Source organism: Laspinema palackyanum D2c (assembly GCF_025370875.1).
GTDB classification, from domain to species: domain Bacteria; phylum Cyanobacteriota; class Cyanobacteriia; order Cyanobacteriales; family Laspinemataceae; genus Laspinema; species Laspinema palackyanum.
On the sequence record NZ_JAMXFD010000005.1, the window covers coordinates 295,279 to 313,167 of the forward strand.

Sequence of the window (17,889 nt, forward strand, 5' to 3'; positions counted from 1 at the left end):
AGGGATATCTGAAGCCAAGGGACTAGAGACCCAGTTTCAGTGAGCCAGAAACCGCCTCAGTCCTCAATATATCGGGACAATTATACCAATCGGTTTATCCAAATAGAGGAGCAGACCATGAGCTTACAAGAGCCAGTGACGATGAAGCAGAAAGCCTCCGTTGAAGAACGAGAAGGGGTGCTGCGACAAATTTATCATCAAGTCTTGGAACGGCAACCTTATCAGTTTGAACGGAAAAAGTTAGGGGGATTAGAGAAAGAATTTATCAAGGGAAAAATTGGAATTCGGCATTTTTTGAAGAGTATTGCCGTCTCTTCAATTTATTTGGAAAGTTTCTATGAGAAAAGTTCCAACGTCAAGTTTATTGAGAATGCGTTTAAGCATTTTTTAGGCCGATCGCCCCATGATGAAGCGGAAATCCGTGAATGCGATTGGTTACTGGTTGAACATGGTGTGGGGGCAATGGTATCGGCCTTGATTGACTCGGAAGAGTATCGCAAGGTTTATGGGTCCTTGACCGTTCCCTATTGGCATCCCCATCGCTATGAATCACCGAATGATTATTTAGAAAACCGTTGGTTAGGACGGGAACACGCGGGCGATCGCGGATGGGCGATTCCCACCCTGTATTGGCATGAACTCCATCTCGATTGCACCGGAGGCACTTGTCGGCCCTCTTGGGCCCCCTCCTCACGAGTCCGGGAATCTTGAATCTGGAGTCTGATGTCAGCTATTCTGCAAAGGGGTGCGAGTTTTCGCACCCCTTTGTGATCCAGGCAGGGTGGCGATCGCCCCGTTTGATCCAGGAACCCCTCAAAATTAGCCCCCTTCTGGCCAAGATTTCACCCGGGTTCTAGCACAGTCACAAAATTACCTTTAAAATCAGTGAGCAGGTGGGGGTGGTAACCGCTACCCTGTGCTTAGGGTTGTAACCGAGGCCAACTATCAGGTTAGTCTACATTCAAAGCGCGAGCGGAAAGCGGCTGTGTCAAAATGCTTTCCCTTGCCCATTCCATGCCTCCCTTCCAAGCGATAAAACATTGAATCCGTGGCAAGTGAAGGGGACGCCCTCATCCTCACCCTTGCTTTCCCCCACTGGAGTCCAGCAACGGGGGACTAAAAGCTCTCGAAGGCGTCTTATCATAAACAATAGAGATTCTTATGACACCGATGGATTAATCCACATTTTGAGGGCAAAGAGGTGCAGCTTCTACAGTGGTTTTCTCAGGATTGATGTTCTCTACGCCTGGGTAAATGACGCCGGATTGTTTCGCTCAGGTCAAAAGAACCCGTTTGGGTCCGATTCAGCGGTGAGCCTCCATAACGATGGCCCTGGGGTGGGGCGCGATGATTCAATGAGGAGAGTCGGTATCAATGGGGTGTCACCAAACATCCCCTGTGAAGAAACAAAATCCAAACCGGGCAAATCAAGGGTCTACCTCCGCCGATTGTCTCAGTTGTTATTGAGCCGTAAAGGGGGGTAAGTCCGTGACAACAACCCACCGTTGAACTGGGGATCAAACCTTTTTCATTCTAACGCCTACCTATCGACTATTGTTGAGACTCATGACGATCTCGCTTAAAGGCTACACCATCATTGAAAAAATTTACGAAGGTGTCAACACCATTGTTTATCGAGCTCAACGAGAACTCGACGACCAACGAGTGATCCTCAAACTGCTCAAAGCCGAGTACCCCACTCCGGAGGAACTGGCTAAACTTCACCATGAATATGAAATTACGCGAAATTTGAACAGTTCTGGGATCATCAAGGTGTATGCCTTGGAAACCTTTGAATATAATCAGCTTGCCCTCGTCCTAGAGGATATGGGCGGGGTTTCTCTCAAACACTATTTGACGGGAATTCGGTTAAATTTAAAAGAATTTTTACAGATTGCCATCCAACTGACGGAAATTTTAGGGGAAATTCATAACGCCCATATTATTCATCGCGATCTTCATCCTTTAAATATTATTATTCAGGGAAAAACCCAGCAAGTCAAAATTACAGATTTTAGTATTTCCATCGGACAAAAGGGCATCAATCCCGGGGCGATCGAGGGAACCTTGCCCTATATGTCCCCGGAGCAAACGGGGCGGATGAATCGTGAACTGGATTATCGGTCCGACTTTTATTCTCTTGGGGTGACCTTTTATGAAATGCTCCTGGGGGAACTGCCCTTTAAAGGGACAGACCCGATGGAAATTGTCCATGCCCATTTAGCCAAAAATCCCCGTCCCCTCACGGAAGTTAAACCAGAAATTCCCCGGGTAGTTTCTAATATCGTGATGAAACTGTTGGCAAAAAATCCGGAAGACCGCTATCAAAGTGCTTATGGACTCAAAGGGGATCTGGTCACCTGTTTGACGCAACTGAACGAAACGGGCAAAATCGCGAAATTCGCCCTAGGGACGGCGGATTTATCCGGGGAACTGCTCGTTTCTGAAAAACTCTATGGGCGCGATCGCGAACTGGCGCTTCTCCAAGAAGCCTACTGGAGAATCCGCCGCCAAGCGCCGGTCATTTCCGCCATTTCAGGACCGGACAAAACCGGCGAACTCCCCTCCTCATCCTGTGAAATTGTTCTAATTTCCGGCTATTCCGGGGTGGGAAAATCGGCCCTACTTCAGGCGATGCCCCAACCCCTGAACCGACAAACCGGCTATTTTATTTCGGGCAAATTTGAGCGGTATAGAAGCAATATCCCCTACGGGGGACTGATTGAAGCCTTCGAGCAATTAATTCGCTTGATTTTAAGCGAAAGTGAAGACCGCATTACCGCATGGCGAGAGCAAATTTTATTGCAACTGGGCCAAAATGGTCAAGTCATTATTGACCTGATTCCGGAGGTGGAACTGATTATTGGCAAACAGCCCCCGGTCCCGGTTCTACCCCCTTCAGAATCCCAGAATCGCTTAAGTGTTGTCTTTCAAAAATTCCTGAGCGTTTTTACGACTCAAGACCATCCTCTGGTGCTATTTTTAGATGATTTACATTGGGCGGATGCGGCATCGATGACCCTGTTACAGGCGATCGTCAGTGCATCCGATCGCCAATGTTTGTTACTCATTGGTGCCTATCCCGAAAACGAAATCGATAGCCCTCGCCATCCGTTACTCCAAATGATTCGGCGGTTTCAACAGTCCGGAGTGCGGATAACGCCGATCGCCCTGGAACCTTTAAATATCGAATGTCTTAACCAACTGATTGCCGATACCCTCAGCTGTCCCACGGTGCGATCGCGACCCCTAGCAGAACTCGTTTACCAGAAAACTCATGGCAATCCTTTTTTCGTAAGGATGCTGCTCAAGTCCCTCATCCAAGATAATCTACTGGTTTGTAACCTCAGTGCAGGGCGTTGGGAGTGGGATCTCCCCCGAATTGAGCAACTTTCCATCACGGATAATGTGGTGGATTTAATGGTCAACAAAATTCAACAGCTTCCTGAATCTACCCAAAATGCCTTACAAGTTGCCGCTTGTATCGGGAATATATTTTATATTGATATTCTAGCCCTCGTCAATGAAAAATCCCTCTCCGCTACCGCTACAGACCTCCAGGAAGCGGTACAGCAAGGGTTAATTTTACCCATCGCCAATACTTATAAAATCCCCTTAATTTTTGGCCATGAGGAACCCGTTGCCTTGCCGGTAGATAACTTAGTGGTCGCCTATCAGTTCTTGCACGATCGCGTGGCCCAGGTCGCCTATTCTCTGATTTCTGAGGAGCGGAAACAACAGGTTCACCTCAAAGTTGGAAAACTCCTCCTCAAACATTGCACCGCCGAAGAACGGGAAGAAAAATTATTCGAGATTGTCAATCATTTGAACATTGGCTTGAGTTTAATTGCCTCTCAGTCGGAAAACAGTAAAATCGCTCACCTCAATTTCCTAGCCGGTCAAAAAGCCAAGACGACAATGGCTTATGAAAATGCGGTTAAATATCTATCCAAATCCCTTCAGTTACTCCCCGAAGATACCTGGATTTCCCGCTATGAGTTCACCTTAAATCTCTACAATGAATTAATTGAAGCCGAATATTTAGTTGCCAATTACGCCCGAGCCAACCACCTGGCCCAGGATGCTCTCAAAAATACCCGAACCTTATTAGAAAAGATTGATATCTACGAAAAGAAAATTCAATCTTATGTGTCTCAGAATCAAATGGAGAAGGCTATCAATACCGGGGGGATGGTCCTGCAACTGCTGGGAATCACCCTGCCGAAACAGCCGAATCAATTCCATCGGATTTGGGGAGCAATCCGCACCAAATGGATTCTCAAAAACAAGACCCTTGAAGATTTAGCGGCGTTGCCACATATCAGCAATCCGCAACAGTTGGCTGCCATGAGAATTTTAGTCGCTATGACCCCAGCAGCTTATGTCTCTTCAGTCAATATGCTGCATCTGGTAGTCTACACCATGATAGACCTCTGTGTAAAACATGGAAATTCTGTGCTTTCTGCCTTTGCCTACGGGTTTTATGGGGTGCTGTTGTATGGTTCTTGGTCGGATATTAAGGGAGGCGATCGCAGTGGTGAACTCGCCTTACGACTGCTAGAGCAATTTGACGATAAAACCATGAAAGCGAAGGTGGGAGATTTAGTCTATGCCCATATCAAACACGCCAAAATTTCCCTTCAGGATACCATCGACCCCTTAAAAAATGCCTTTAATGCGGGCTTAGAAACCGGGGATATCGAATGGGCGGGACACGCGGCCCTGCATTATTGCAATCATAATTTATTTCGGGGAGAACCCCTAGAGGCAGTGGCTGCCGAGTCTGACCATTATATTGCTTGGATGGTCCAACTCAAACTAGATTTTCATGTCCATTATGCGCGGATTTGGCGACAATTCATACTCAACTTACAAGGAGAATTACCCAATCCCTGCCTCTTGAGTGGAGAGAGCTTTGAGGAAGAAACCCTGCTCCCCACCTTGATTGAATCCAACAATACCATGTCAGTGTTTGCGGCCTATCTGGCCAAAACTATCTTATGTTATTTATTTGGAGAATATGAACAGGCGGTTTATTATGCTGCCTTAGCGGAGAATTATCAACAGGGTGTGGTGGGATTGGTCAGTGTTAATGAACACAATTTTTACCAGTCTTTAGCCTTACTTGCTCTCTATCCCCAAGGGACACCCGTCCAGAAAATCAAAGCGTTGGCGCGGGTCCAACTAGCCCAACGCCAAATGAAGCGATGGGCTTTACACGCGCCACAAAACTATCGACATAAGTATGAATTGGTTGAGGCGGAAAAAGCCCGGGTTTTAGGACGAAAAGTGGCGGCGATGACCCATTACGATCGCGCCATCAAATCCGCCCGCAAATATGGCTACATTCATGAAGCGGCGATCGCCTGCGAACGGGCAGGAGAATTTTATCAGCAACTCAACCTCGATAAAATCACCTCCACCTATATCACCGAAGCCTATTATGCCTATCTGCGCTGGGGGGCCACTCGCAAAGTCAGCGACCTCGATGCCGCCTATTCCCATTCCATCGCCCGGGGAAGTCTGGAGGGACAGGGGGGAGGGGGAGTCATGAGCACCACCACCACTATTTCCACCACCACTGGCTCTCATGCCGGTTTACTCGATTTAACCGCCTTTGTTAAAGCCTCCGCTGCCATTAATGGGGAAATTGTCCTGGATAATCTGCTCACAAAATTGATGAAAATTGTCATGGAAAATGCGGGAGCAGAGACCATCTCTTTAATCTTAGAAACCCAGAATAAACTTTATATTGAGGCCACCGGAACCACCCACGAAACTGAGGTGATGATCGGCCAACATATCCCGGTGGAAAACAGCAGTCGCCTACCCTTGACTATCATCAACTATGTCGCCCGGACTCAGGAATCCGTGGTGATTAAAGAGGCGATCGCCGAGGAACGCTTCATCCATGACCAATATATTATCGACTATCAACCCCAATCCATCCTTTGTGCGCCTATCGTTCATCAGGGCAAACTCATCGGCATTCTGTACTTAGAAAATAACATCACCACCGGGGCCTTTACCCCGGACCGCTTGGAAGTGCTCAAACTCCTCTCCTCCCAAGCAGCAATTTCGATTGAAAATGCCCGCCTCTATACCAACTTACTCACCTCATCGGAAGAGTTAGAAACCAAAAATCGGGCCTTGCAAGACCTCGATGACCTCAAAGATGAATTTCTCGCCAGTACCTCCCATGAACTCTGCACTCCCCTGAATGGAATTATCGGCATTACCGAATCTATGTTAGATGGGGCCACCGGAGACCTCAGCGAGTTGCAACGGGCTAATCTGTCCCTCGTCGTCTCTAGTGGTCAAACTCTGGCGCAATTGGTGCAGGATTTGCTCGACTTTTCCAAGCTCAAGCATAAAAATATCCAACTTGACCTTAAACCCTTGGGAATGCGGGAAATTACCAATGTCGTCCTCACGATCTGTCAACCCTTAGTTGGAGGGAAATCCCTGCAACTGGTAAATGCCGTGGGGAAAGATGTTCCCTTGGTGGATGCCGATGAAAACCGCGTCCAGCAGATTTTACATAATTTAGTCGGGAATGCCATCAAATATACAGATTCCGGGACCGTGGAAGTTTCGGCAACGGTGTTGTCGGGACAAGAAGGACTGATGACCGAAGACGAGGACGGAGACACAGAGGATGGGGGATGGAGTCGTGTGAGATATCCCCGTTCCATCCTCCAGGGCAAAGTGACTCGTCCGGCAATGAATCCGGAAACCGAACATTTATATTTAGCAATTACCGTATCGGATACGGGGATTGGGATTACCCAAAGTAAGTTAAGTCAGATTTTTGAACTGTTTGAGCAAAGGGATGGGACCTCACTCCGCGCTTATGGGTCTGTGGGGTTAGGATTGTCCATCGCCAAGCAACTGGTGGAACTCCATGAGGGGAAAATCTGGGTGGAGTCTGGAGTGGGAGAAGGGTCTCGGTTTACCTTTACCCTCCCCATCTCGGCGGACCAGGTTCAGACCCCAGAAATTCCCATGCCTGAACCCTCCGAACCCGTTGTCAAGGAAGAAGAGATGGCAGCGATCGCCTTACCGATCGCCCCGGTGGAAGGGTGGCGGACCCGCAGTAATGGCGAGTTCCAAATTTTAATCGTGGATGATGAACCGATTAATTTACAAGTGCTGGTCAATCATTTATCTTTAGAAAATTATGCGATCGCCACGGCAAGTAATGGACCCGAAGCCTTAGCTGAACTAGAAAATGGCTTGCGACCCGATTTGATTTTGCTAGATGTGATGATGCCGAAAATGACCGGCTATGAAGTCTGTCAGCGGATTCGCGAAAAGTTCCCCGCTAATGAGTTACCTGTGGTGTTGTTAACCGCCCGAAATCAAGCCTCGGACATGATGGAAGCCTTTGGATCCGGGGCCAATGATTATCTGACTAAACCCATCTCTAAAAATGAGCTGTTGGCGCGGATTAAAATGCACATCCAACTGTCTAAAATTAACTTGGCTTATGCCCGGTTTGTGCCGCGAGAGTTTATCCAGTTCCTCGGCTATGACACCATTTTGGATGTGCAACTGGGGGATCAAGTTCAGAAAGATATGACGATTCTGTTCTCCGATATTCGTTCCTTTACCACCCTCTCAGAACGGATGTCTCCTCGGGAGAACTTTAACTTTATTAACTCTTATTTGAGTCGAGTGGGTCCGGTGATTAGGAATCATCATGGGTTTATTGATAAATATATCGGCGATGCGGTGATGGCGCTATTTCCCGATACCGCAGAAGATGCCATGCGGGCGGCGATCGAGATGCAAAAACAGGTGATGATTTACAACGTGCATCGCCAAAAGAGCGGCTATATGCCGATCGCCATTGGGATTGGCTTACATACGGGCAGCTTGATGCTGGGGACCATTGGGGAAGAACAACGCATGGAAACCACGGTGATTTCTGATGCAGTGAATTTGGCCTCTCGGATGGAAGGACTGACGAAATTGTATGGTGCTTCTATCGTGATTAGCGGCCAAACCTTGATTCATTTAGATGACCCCACCAAGTACAACTATCGGTTTTTAGGAAAAGTTCAAGTTAAGGGCAAAAAAGACTCGGTGGCGGTGTTTGAAGTGCTAGATTGCTATCCTCAAAGTTTGATTGAAACTAAGCTAGGTTCTCGGACTAAATTTGAGCGCGGAATTGTTTTATATCAAGGAGAAAAATTTGCAGAAGCCCATCAATTGTTTAAGAAAGTATTAGAAAATAATCCCCAAGACCAAGCGGCGCGGTTCTATGTGGAGCGTTGCGAGTATTTCTTGAGACATGGCATCTCGAAAGTCTGGGAGGGGTTAGATCCGCTGAATGTCAATGAAAAATTATAATCCTGCTTTTTACAGTACCCGCCCGGATTTTTGGGAATGACCTTGTAGAGTGAGCCAGACAGGGGGATGGAAAGGCTCAGTTCTGAGGATGCCTTAAGACTGAGCGCTAGGGGACCACAAACCGGGTTTCTCACCCCGATTGACGGCTAATTGCTCCAGAGGGTCGGAAGAAAAGCGGTTTCTAACCTTTGGGGTAGGAGTTCGGCCATTTTTAGGGGAGGTAACCCACCAGAGTTCAAGTGACGGGGAGATGATTCCCTTTGATTTAGCCGATGAGGGGGGTTAATTTTATATTGTTAGGTTTGGGGAATTTCCATTTTTGGTACAATAAAGGTAGAGTTCCGTAAGCGTGGTTAATTTGTGGGCGAAGACTGTGCCACATCCCGTCCTGTCCTCAGTGGCGAGTCGAAGTGCGATCGCCTCAGACCGGATCAGATGGGGCGGTGAAAAACCAATGGATTACCGGCACTGGCGTCAAGGTTATCCCGGGTAGAGGGTGGTAGGATCCCTCTCCAGGAGGAGTGTGAACGCAACGGGACAATCCATTGTCAAAACTGTCACTCTATTCCTCCAATTTTGGATGTAAACAAGGGCAAAATTAAGGGAGTTGGATTGAGGAGGACTGCAAGGGCGAGGACGCCGAAAGGTGTAAAAGCCTTCCCTGAAGCGACAGGCTTCCTCCACCGGAGGAAGCCTAAAAAAATCAGTGAATTTGCCGATTTTTTTTCCTGAATTCGAGTATTTCTAGGTCTTAACCCCGGGCAGATGAAAAATCCTGACCTTGGGAAAGATAATCAGAAATAGCAACTTAAGTAACCATAAAAAAGTCGAGGAATAAAAGAGGGTGCGTAACCTATCCCAGGAGATGATTGAGATGATGAATACCAAACTGATGAATGCCAAAGTGTTAAGTCTATTATTCGCCCTGCCCGTTCTGGTCACGACTGGCACCAATACCTTCGCTAGAGATGGAATGTTAAAGTCTGCTGACCCTGAACTTTTGTTATGGCAGCAACCGAATTCTGAGGTGACTCAGGATGAACCTAGGTCACTGGAACTATTGGTGGCAGCTAGGGGAGAACAACCGGGAAAATGCGAGTTATTAGGGATTTGCAAATAAGATCCGAGTCACTGGATCACGGTTGATTCATTCAGGGATAATTCATCGCTTCACCAGGAAGGGTAGAAATTTGAGCAGGAACCTAGGAAATAGGGATAACCCGGGGCGGACTCGTACCCTGAATAAGTGTTCGCAGGACTAGGGCAAAATGGCGGCAGTTTTCCAGATGCAGAAACCTCGGAAATAGACAGTAAGGGGTGAGTGCGCCGTCCGGGGTGTAGACAAGACGATCTAATCCCGTTTAAATTGAGTTGAGAGCAATAAAAGCATCCCGGTCTCTCGGGATCAAAAAATTGAAGGGACCTCTATTAGAAGACTGGTACGACTGCTCTTTTGAGGAAATAGAAGGCAAGTGGTGGCGTGGAAGAAAGCCTCTACAGCTTGCATCCCAGGTGCAAAGAACTGAATCTGAATACCCGAAACTGGGAGTCCCTGTGACCAACGGAGACTGGACAGAGGGGAAACCCCGCAAGGCAGGGGTTGAGGATTATAACCCGTCACATCAGAAACCGGGGTGTCTGGTCCAGATTTGTGACGACTAGGTAGAGATTTTATGAGGAAACCCGATAGTCTGGCCGCTGTACCCATACCCCAATGGGGTGGGTTTCTGCCCAGGAGTACGGCGAAGTAACTAGGGTAGGGGCGGTCTTCCGGTCGAAAAATCCCTGATGGGAAAAAAACCGATTTGCTGTTAATCTTAGAAGTGTTGACGTTTTCGGTTTTTCTTTCAGGGGATTAGTGGCTTCTACCCAGTTCAAAAACCAAGGGCAAGGGTGATGGAAATTAATTTGAGAAAATTTTATCAAGCGTGTAACCCCAGTAAGACGTTATCCATTGGAAATCCGGAGGATAGACCGTATTATATTGATTTCTCCGGGGTCCGAGGGGGTAAAATTATTGAGGAGTTGGGCAGAACCATTACCCGATTGTCTCCGGATGTTCCCACTTGTCAGTTATTTACGGGACATATTGGCTGTGGAAAATCCACGGAGTTGTTACGGTTAAAGTCTCAATTGGAAGAGGCAGAATTTCATGTGGTGTATTTTGAGTCCTCTCGGGACTTGGAAATGGCCGATGTGGATATTTCTGATATTTTGCTGGCGATCGCCAGACAGGTGACGGAAAATTTGGCAGTCAGTGGAATTCCGCTGACCTCTAGCTATTTTACTAAGTTGTTTAAAGAAATTACTGAGGTCTGGCAAGCGCCCATTGATATTGATCCCACGGCAGATTTAGCCATTTCTATTGCTCAAATTACCAGCCAAGCGAAAGAAAGTCCTAAACTGCGAACGCAGTTACGGCAATATTTAGAACCGCGTACCAGTGGGATTTTACAATCGATTAATGAGGATATTCTCTCGGCGGCAACTCAGGAGTTGCAACGGCGGGAGAAACGGGGGTTAGTTGTGATTGTGGATAACCTCGATCGCGTGGATAATCGCCCCTTACCTTCTGGGCGATCGCAAACGGAATATTTATTCGTTGATCGCGGTGAACAACTTCGCAAGCTTAAATGTCATTTAGTTTATACGATTCCTCTGTCTTTAATGTTTTCCCATGAATCCGAAGCGCTCAAAAGCCGATTGGGGGCAGGGGTTGCCCCGAAAGTGCTGCCAATGGTGCCTGTGCGATCGCGCGATGGGCAAGACTTTCAGGAAGGGTTAGAGTTACTCCGGCAAATGGTCCTGGCCCGGGCATTTCCCGAACTGACCCCCCCAGAACGCCTAGACTTCATTACCCAAGTCTTTGATAGTGCGGAAACCTTAGACCGCTTGTGCCGGATTAGTGGCGGCCATGTGCGAAATTTATTGGGGTTGATCTATCGGTGTTTACAACAAGAAGACCCGCCTTTTGGTCGAGAAACGATTGAAACTGTCATTTCGGAACGGCGGAACGACTTGGTACTGGCGATCGCCCCGACGGATTGGGAACTACTCAATCAAGTACATGAGACCAAAAATGTTAGAGGCGAGGCCGCCTATCAACATTTATTGCGAAGTATGTTCGTGTTTGAATACCGCGATCGCGACTCCGGTCGTTGGTTTGATATTAACCCCATTTTGGCAGAAGCCCAATCCAAAAAAGAAGCCCTCTCTTCGTCTTTTCCCCTGCCTAAAATCCCGAGTCGAGTACCCAAGACCCACGATGACGGTTGAACCATGATGAATCTACAGTATGACGACGCCGAACTCAGGCGCAATGAACAATCTTTAAAGGTTTTACACCGGGCAATTTCCTTTTCTCAAGGGCAGTTTTCCTTGATTTTGGCGCGGTGTAACTATGCTAGTTTGCGCGATCGCGTGACCGCAGACCTACATGATTCCGTCTCTGTAGATATTCGAGAACTTCATCTGTCCACTTCTGTGCGGACGCTGTACAAAACCATCCAAGATGAAATTGGCACCGAACAACCCGAGGCATTAATGGTCTTTGGACTCGAATCGGTCAGTGATTTGGATCGCCTGTTTATGGCGGCCAATCAGGTTCGAGAAGAGTTTAGAAAGCACTTTCCCTTTCCGATTGTCTTTTGGGTGGATGACCGGGTTTTAAAAAGCTTTATTCGGGTGGCCCCGGACTTTGAAAGTTGGGCCACCAGTACGGAGTTTTCTCTCTCCACAACGGCGGCGATCGAGACGATCGCCATCAGTGTCGATCGGGTATTCTCCGAGGTGGTGGAACGGGGTTCCCTCAACTTTATTCCCAACTCCACGATTCTCGGGGCTCGCAACTGCCTAGAATTGGGATTTGCCAAACAAGAATTAAGCGATCGCCAGGTGCAGTTGCTGCCAGAATTGGAAGCGAGTTTACAGTTTGTGCTAGGTCGCGATGATTATGCCAGCGATCGTCTGGATTTGGCCTTAAAATGCTATCACCAAAGCTTGGCCTTTTGGCAAAAACAAATCCCCAGTTCCTCCCACTCCAACGGCGAGAAAGACTCGATTGCCCGGGGCGATCGCCAGCCCATGCCCTTCATTCCCATGACTTCTGACCCCTCTCCCCTGATTTGGGAGATGCCACCCTTGCGCTATTACTTGCAACAGGGGGTGGTGTTGTTTCACATCGGACTTTGTTACTGTCGTCAGGCACAACTGGATCAACCCCAGGAACAGCAGCATTTACAAGAGGCCCGATATTATTTAGAAGAATGTGTGCGCGTCTTTGAGGAGTCCAGACATCAGGAATTAGTCGCCAAGTTTATCGGACAACTGGGTGAGATTTTGCAGCGGTTACAGGCATGGGATGCGTTATCGATTGTTGCCAAAAAATCGATAACTTTGCATCAGCATTGCAAACCCCAGGAGTTGGCCCGGGATTATGGATTTTTGGCCGAGGTGGCGTTGCAGCAGTCCCAGTGGGAAAAAGCGCGGAATTTTGCCGAACGCGCCCTAGAGGTCCTCTCCCATGCCCCCGATGTGCTGATTCCCCGGCCTGATGGGTTATATTTACTGCTGTTGGCCCGGGCTTTTGCTCACCTCGGTCAGGGGGAACAGGCGATCGCTCACTTGCACCGGGCCGAACATCTGACCGATCCGCAGTATGACTTACAGTTATATCGCCGGATTTTAGATGAGTTGCGATCGCTATATTTTCAGCAGTCGGAATATCTCAAAGCCTTTGAAATCAAGCAAAAACTTCGGGCAGTCGAGGCTCAGTTTGGCTTACGCGCGTTTATTGGGGCCGGACGTCTCCAAGCGCGCCTGCACACCTTAAATCCCTCCTTGATGGTGAGTGTTCAACCCACTCATGTTCCCGTGGAAATTGCCACATCGGGACGGGAAGGGGATGTGAATCGCTTAATCGAACGCTTGGGTCGGAATGACTACCGACTCACGGTGATTCACGGTCATTCCGGGGTGGGTAAAAGTTCCCTGGTTCAAGCGGGATTAGTGCCGGTCCTCAAACAAACGGCGATCGCCGCCAGAAACGCCTTCCCGGTTCTTCTGCAAGTGTACACCGATTGGGTGACGGGCTTAAAGCAAGGCATCCAACGAGGACTAGAAGAGTCTGGATTTGACCGGGATGACTCGGGCCGATTAACGGGAAATCCCACCCCTAACCTCGATTTCAATGCCAGTCAATTCTCGGAAAAGGTTCAAGAATTACTAGAGGAACTGCATCGCAATAACGAGCGCAATTTACTCACCGTCTTAATTTTTGACCAATTTGAAGAATTCTTTTTTGTGGAAACTGACCCCGGTCAGAGACAGCAATTTTATCAATTTTTAAATGCCTGTGTCAATGTGCCCTTTGTGAAAGTAATCTTTTCTTTACGAGAAGATTACTTACATTATTTGCTGGAATGTGAACGCCTCGGGAATCTGGAGGTGGTGGATCAAGATATCCTGAATAAAAAGTTCCGCTATTACCTGGGAAATCTGTCCCAGGCGAAAGCGCGACAAGTGATTGAAAGCTTGACCCAACGCGCTCAATTTTATTTAGAACCGGCCTTAATTGAAGAATTAGTTGAAGACCTGGCCGATCGCGTTGGCGAGGTGCGTCCGATTGAGTTACAGGTGGTCGGTGCTCAACTGCAAGCGGAGAACATCACCACCTTAGCGCAATATCGGCAATCTGGACCGAAAGAGAAACTGGTACAGCGCTTTTTAGAAGAGGCGATCGCAGACTGCGGCCCGGAAAATGAATATACAGCGCGGTTGCTGCTGTATTTCCTCACGGAAGAAAGTGGCATTCGTCCCCTGAAAAAGCAAGCCGAATTATTAGCAGATTTAACCCCAGAATTATCGGTCTATCCCGATGATTTAGAAAAGATTTTAAAAATCTTAGAAAAGGCGGGGTTAGTGTTTGTCCTGCCGGAACTTCCGGAAAGCCGATATCAGTTAGTTCATGATTATTTAGTAAAGTTTATCCGGGAACAAGACCGCATCCAAGCCGGATTAAAAGGGTTACGAGAAAAAAATAAAGAGTTACAAGCGACGAATTTACAACTCCATCGCGAGAAAGAAGTTCAGGCGGAATTAACCCAATCCAAAGAAAAAGCCAAGCAAATCCAAACTAAACTGAATTGGATCCTAGCGGTCATGGTTGCTGGGTTTGGTTTGTTAAGCTGGCAAACCTTTTCTAAAAGCCTCAAGGCTGAGATTGCTGAACTGGAAGCCAAAAATTTATCTTCGGAAGCATTGCGCCTGAACAACGAATTTGGCGCGTTGGTGAATAGTCTTCAGGTGGGGCAGAAAACCGCCGAAATCATCCGATCGCCCTTCACCATGAGATCGCCTTCGTCCTTGGAAATGCAGATCGTCAATGTCTTACAACTGGCCTATACTGTTCGAGAAGTCAACCGTTTAGAACAACATAAAAACAGTGTAGTCAGCGTCACCTTCTCCAACGATGGGGAACTGATTGCCACTGCCAGTGCGGATAAAAGCGTTAAACTGTTTACCGCTGAGGGTCGCTTAGTGCAGACCCTGACGGGTCATGAACAGGCCGTGACCCGAGTCGCCTTCAGTCCTGATGGACAAACCCTCGCCTCCACCAGTATCGATGGGACTATCAAACTTTGGCAGCGGGATGGTACCTTAATCCGCACCATCAGGGGCCACAGTTTCGGCGTCACCAGCGCCAGCTTCAGTCCCGATGGACAAATCCTGGCTTCCAGCAGTCAAGATAGAACCATTAAACTCTGGAACCTCCAGGGACAGTTACTCCGCACCATTAATACGGAGAAGGCACCGATTTTGTTAGTGAGGTTTTCCCCCGATGGACAGACGATCGCTGCTGCCAGTTTAGATAACACAGTCAAACTGTGGGACATTAACGGCAATGCGATCGCCACTTTTACCGGCCATGAACAAGGGGTAACCAGTGTGAGTTTCTCACCAGACGGACAAACCCTCACCTCCGGTAGCATCGACAAAACTGTGAAACTCTGGAGGCGCAACGGTACCGAAATCGCCACCTTGCGCGGACATACAGAAGCGGTATTCGGGGTTAATTTTAGTCCCGATGGGACTACCCTTGCCAGCGCCAGTCTGGATCGCACGGCCAAATTGTGGCGTCAGGACCCCCAAACAAAGCAATGGGTGGAAACGGATACCCTCCAAGGACATCGCGATGAAGTCTGGAGTGTGAGCTTTTCTCCCGATGGCAAAACCATCGCGACTGCCAGTCTGGACAACACCGTGAAACTCTGGAACAGTGTTCCCCGAGAACTTCCAGGATTTCGGCAACATACCGATGAAGTTTTGGTGGTGGCTTTTTCGCCCAATGGCCGAGTCCTCGGCTCCGCCAGCAAAGATAACACGGTCATGCTATGGGAACCCAACGGGAATAAAATTGCCGACTTAATCGGACATAAGGATGCCGTTTGGAACCTGAGTTTTAGTCCCGATGGCGAACTCTTTGCCACGGCAAGCGCTGACAACACGGTGAAACTCTGGAGTAAATCCAAACAGGATTTAGTCGCGACTTTAGAGGGTCATCAGGACCGAGTTTTAGGCATCGATTTCAGTCCCGATGGACAACAGGTGATCTCCGTCAGTGGGGACGGTATTGCAATTTTGTGGAGTAAGAGGGGAGAACGACTTCGCACATTTCGGGCGGATGAAAATTCCCTAAATAGCGTTACCTTTTCCCCGGATGGTAAACGGATTGCCACTGCTGGGGGAGATGGGACGGTGAAACTCTGGGATTTAAACGGGAAACTGGTGCGAACCATCGGGGAACATCAGGGGGAGGTCTATAGTGTGACCTTCTCTCCGGATGGAAAACAGATTGCCACCGCGAGTCAGGATAAAACGGTAAAAATTTGGAGTCAAGACGGCAAGGCGATCGCCACCCTAGAAGGACATATTCGGTCCGTGTACTGGGTGACTTATAGTCCCAATGGAGAACTGATGGCGACGGCGAGTGAGGATAAGACGGTGAAACTTTGGACCAAAGACGGCAAGGCGCTCGCCACCCTGGAAGGTCACAACGATGCAGTTTTGAGTCTGAGTTTCAGTCCGGATAGTAAAACTTTGGCCTCTTCCAGTAAGGATAAAACTGTGATTTTATGGAACTTAAACCTGGACGATTTATTAACCCGCAGTTGCCTGTGGGTGGATGATTATTTGGAGAATAATTCCCGGGTGAGAGAAGGCGATCGGGCAGTGTGCGATCAGATTTTGGGGAAGAATGAGGAGGGGTTTGAATTGTGGGATACAAAGGAGTAAACCACTGATTTCACGGATTTGCACTGAAGGAATATTTACACGATGGGGGATGAGGATTGCTAAGTTCGAGGATTATCTCCAGTCTGCTGGATTAACCGACAAAACCCAATCTCCCCCATCCTTACAAAAGTAGTTTTTTACGTTCAGGGTGATTCTCCGGTCCCCTCCCCTTGGCAAGGGGAGGGTTAGGGTGGGGTTAATCTAAATTACGCCAAAACAGGAGTCCGTTGCTTTTGCTGCGCCATTTCTTGCAAACGCGCAATCCGTTCTTCCGTCGGGGGGTGAGTTCGGAATAAGGCTTGTAATCCTTTGGCATTAAGGGGATTGACAATCAATAACGGAGAAAATGCCGGATTGCCATTCATGGGAATTTGTCGTCCCATTGCTTCCAATTTCTCTAAGGCACTGGCTAAAGCTAAGGGATTTTGGGTGATTTCTGCTGAACCGATATCTGCTGCAAATTCTCGGGTTCGGGAAATTGCCATCTGAATTAATCCGGCAGATAGAGGTGCTAAAACTACCAGGAACAATAATCCTAGGGGGTTGACCCCTTGGCGATTGTCTCGGGTGACGGGACCGTATAACGCGCCAAAAGTGAGAATCCGTCCCACAAAGGTAATTGCACCGCCAATGGTTCCCGCGACGGCTTGGGTGAGGGTGTCGCGGTTTTTGACGTGGGTCAGTTCGTGAGCTAAAACTCCTTCAAGTTCTTCTGGGGTGAGGAGTTTTCTCAGTCCGTGGGTGACGGCAACCGCAGCATTGTTGGGATCGCGCCCGGTGGCAAAGGCGTTCGGGGTTTGGGTGGGGACCGTAAACAGTTTCGGCATGGGGATTTCGGCCCGATCGCACAATCGAGCGACCATATCGTACAATTCCGGGTCTTCCTGCCGTTCCATTGGTCTAGCCCGATAAGCCATTAATGCGGCGCGATCGGAAAAATACCAGGAACTCAAACTACTCACAGCGGCCAAAATTAATCCAAAAATTAAGCCCTGCTCGTTGCCCATTAACGCATAGCTTCCCAATACTAAAAGACCGCTTAATAGTCCCAGTAATGCTGCTGTTTTAACTTGATTGTTTAACATAAAGGTGATGCCATTATAGCTGTTGCTTTTTATTCCTCTTAGTTTGGCAATAAAGGAGGCGATCGCAACTCTATCCCTTGTATGAACTCTTCCTCTGTCCTCTGGCATAGATTCCCCCCAGGGGTATGCTGTTGGGGATTTCTGGGGGTGAATACCG

General features: G+C 48.3%; 6 protein-coding genes. 5 read left to right on the forward strand and 1 reads right to left on the reverse strand.

Annotation, left to right across the window (positions count from 1 at the left end; all coding sequences use genetic code 11):
- The first annotated feature begins 117 nt into the window (after positions 1–117).
- From NG795_RS09470 to NG795_RS09490, 5 genes are all read left to right on the forward strand, one after another.
- Positions 118–711, forward strand: coding sequence for a phycobilisome rod-core linker polypeptide (locus tag NG795_RS09470; RefSeq protein ID WP_367288410.1), 594 nt, complete (start codon positions 118–120; stop codon positions 709–711).
- Positions 712–1,566: 855 nt separating this feature from the next.
- Positions 1,567–8,355: an AAA family ATPase gene (locus tag NG795_RS09475; RefSeq protein ID WP_367288411.1), complete on the forward strand. Its 6,789-nt coding sequence runs from the start codon at positions 1,567–1,569 to the stop codon at positions 8,353–8,355.
- A gap of 874 nt (positions 8,356–9,229) precedes the next feature.
- The gene (locus tag NG795_RS09480) at positions 9,230–9,475 is read left to right on the forward strand and encodes a hypothetical protein (RefSeq protein WP_367288412.1); all 246 of its coding nucleotides are present in this window, start codon (positions 9,230–9,232) and stop codon (positions 9,473–9,475) included.
- A 776-nt stretch (positions 9,476–10,251) separates the two neighbouring features.
- Positions 10,252–11,631 carry a P-loop NTPase fold protein gene (locus NG795_RS09485; RefSeq protein ID WP_367288413.1) on the forward strand — a complete coding sequence of 460 codons (1,380 nt, stop codon included), beginning with the start codon at positions 10,252–10,254 and terminating at the stop codon, positions 11,629–11,631.
- A gap of 3 nt (positions 11,632–11,634) precedes the next feature.
- Positions 11,635–16,647 carry a WD40 domain-containing protein gene (locus NG795_RS09490; protein ID WP_367288414.1) on the forward strand — a complete coding sequence of 1,671 codons (5,013 nt, stop codon included), beginning with the start codon at positions 11,635–11,637 and terminating at the stop codon, positions 16,645–16,647.
- Between the two features lie 206 nt (positions 16,648–16,853).
- Here NG795_RS09490 and NG795_RS09495 read toward each other — a convergent pair whose 3' ends face one another.
- Positions 16,854–17,840: a M48 family metalloprotease gene (locus tag NG795_RS09495; RefSeq protein ID WP_367288415.1), complete on the reverse strand. Its 987-nt coding sequence runs from the start codon at positions 17,838–17,840 to the stop codon at positions 16,854–16,856.
- Positions 17,841–17,889 lie beyond the last annotated feature (49 nt).

Coding starts and splice junctions, on each gene's coding strand:
- NG795_RS09495 (WP_367288415.1), bottom strand. CDS start 17,840: ATGCCAGAGGACAGAGGAAGAGTTCATACAAGGGATAGAGTTGCGATC.
- NG795_RS09485 (WP_367288413.1), top strand. CDS start 10,252: ATGGAAATTAATTTGAGAAAATTTTATCAAGCGTGTAACCCCAGTAAG.
- NG795_RS09480 (WP_367288412.1), top strand. CDS start 9,230: ATGATGAATACCAAACTGATGAATGCCAAAGTGTTAAGTCTATTATTC.
- NG795_RS09475 (WP_367288411.1), top strand. CDS start 1,567: ATGACGATCTCGCTTAAAGGCTACACCATCATTGAAAAAATTTACGAA.
- NG795_RS09490 (WP_367288414.1), top strand. CDS start 11,635: ATGATGAATCTACAGTATGACGACGCCGAACTCAGGCGCAATGAACAA.
- NG795_RS09470 (WP_367288410.1), top strand. CDS start 118: ATGAGCTTACAAGAGCCAGTGACGATGAAGCAGAAAGCCTCCGTTGAA.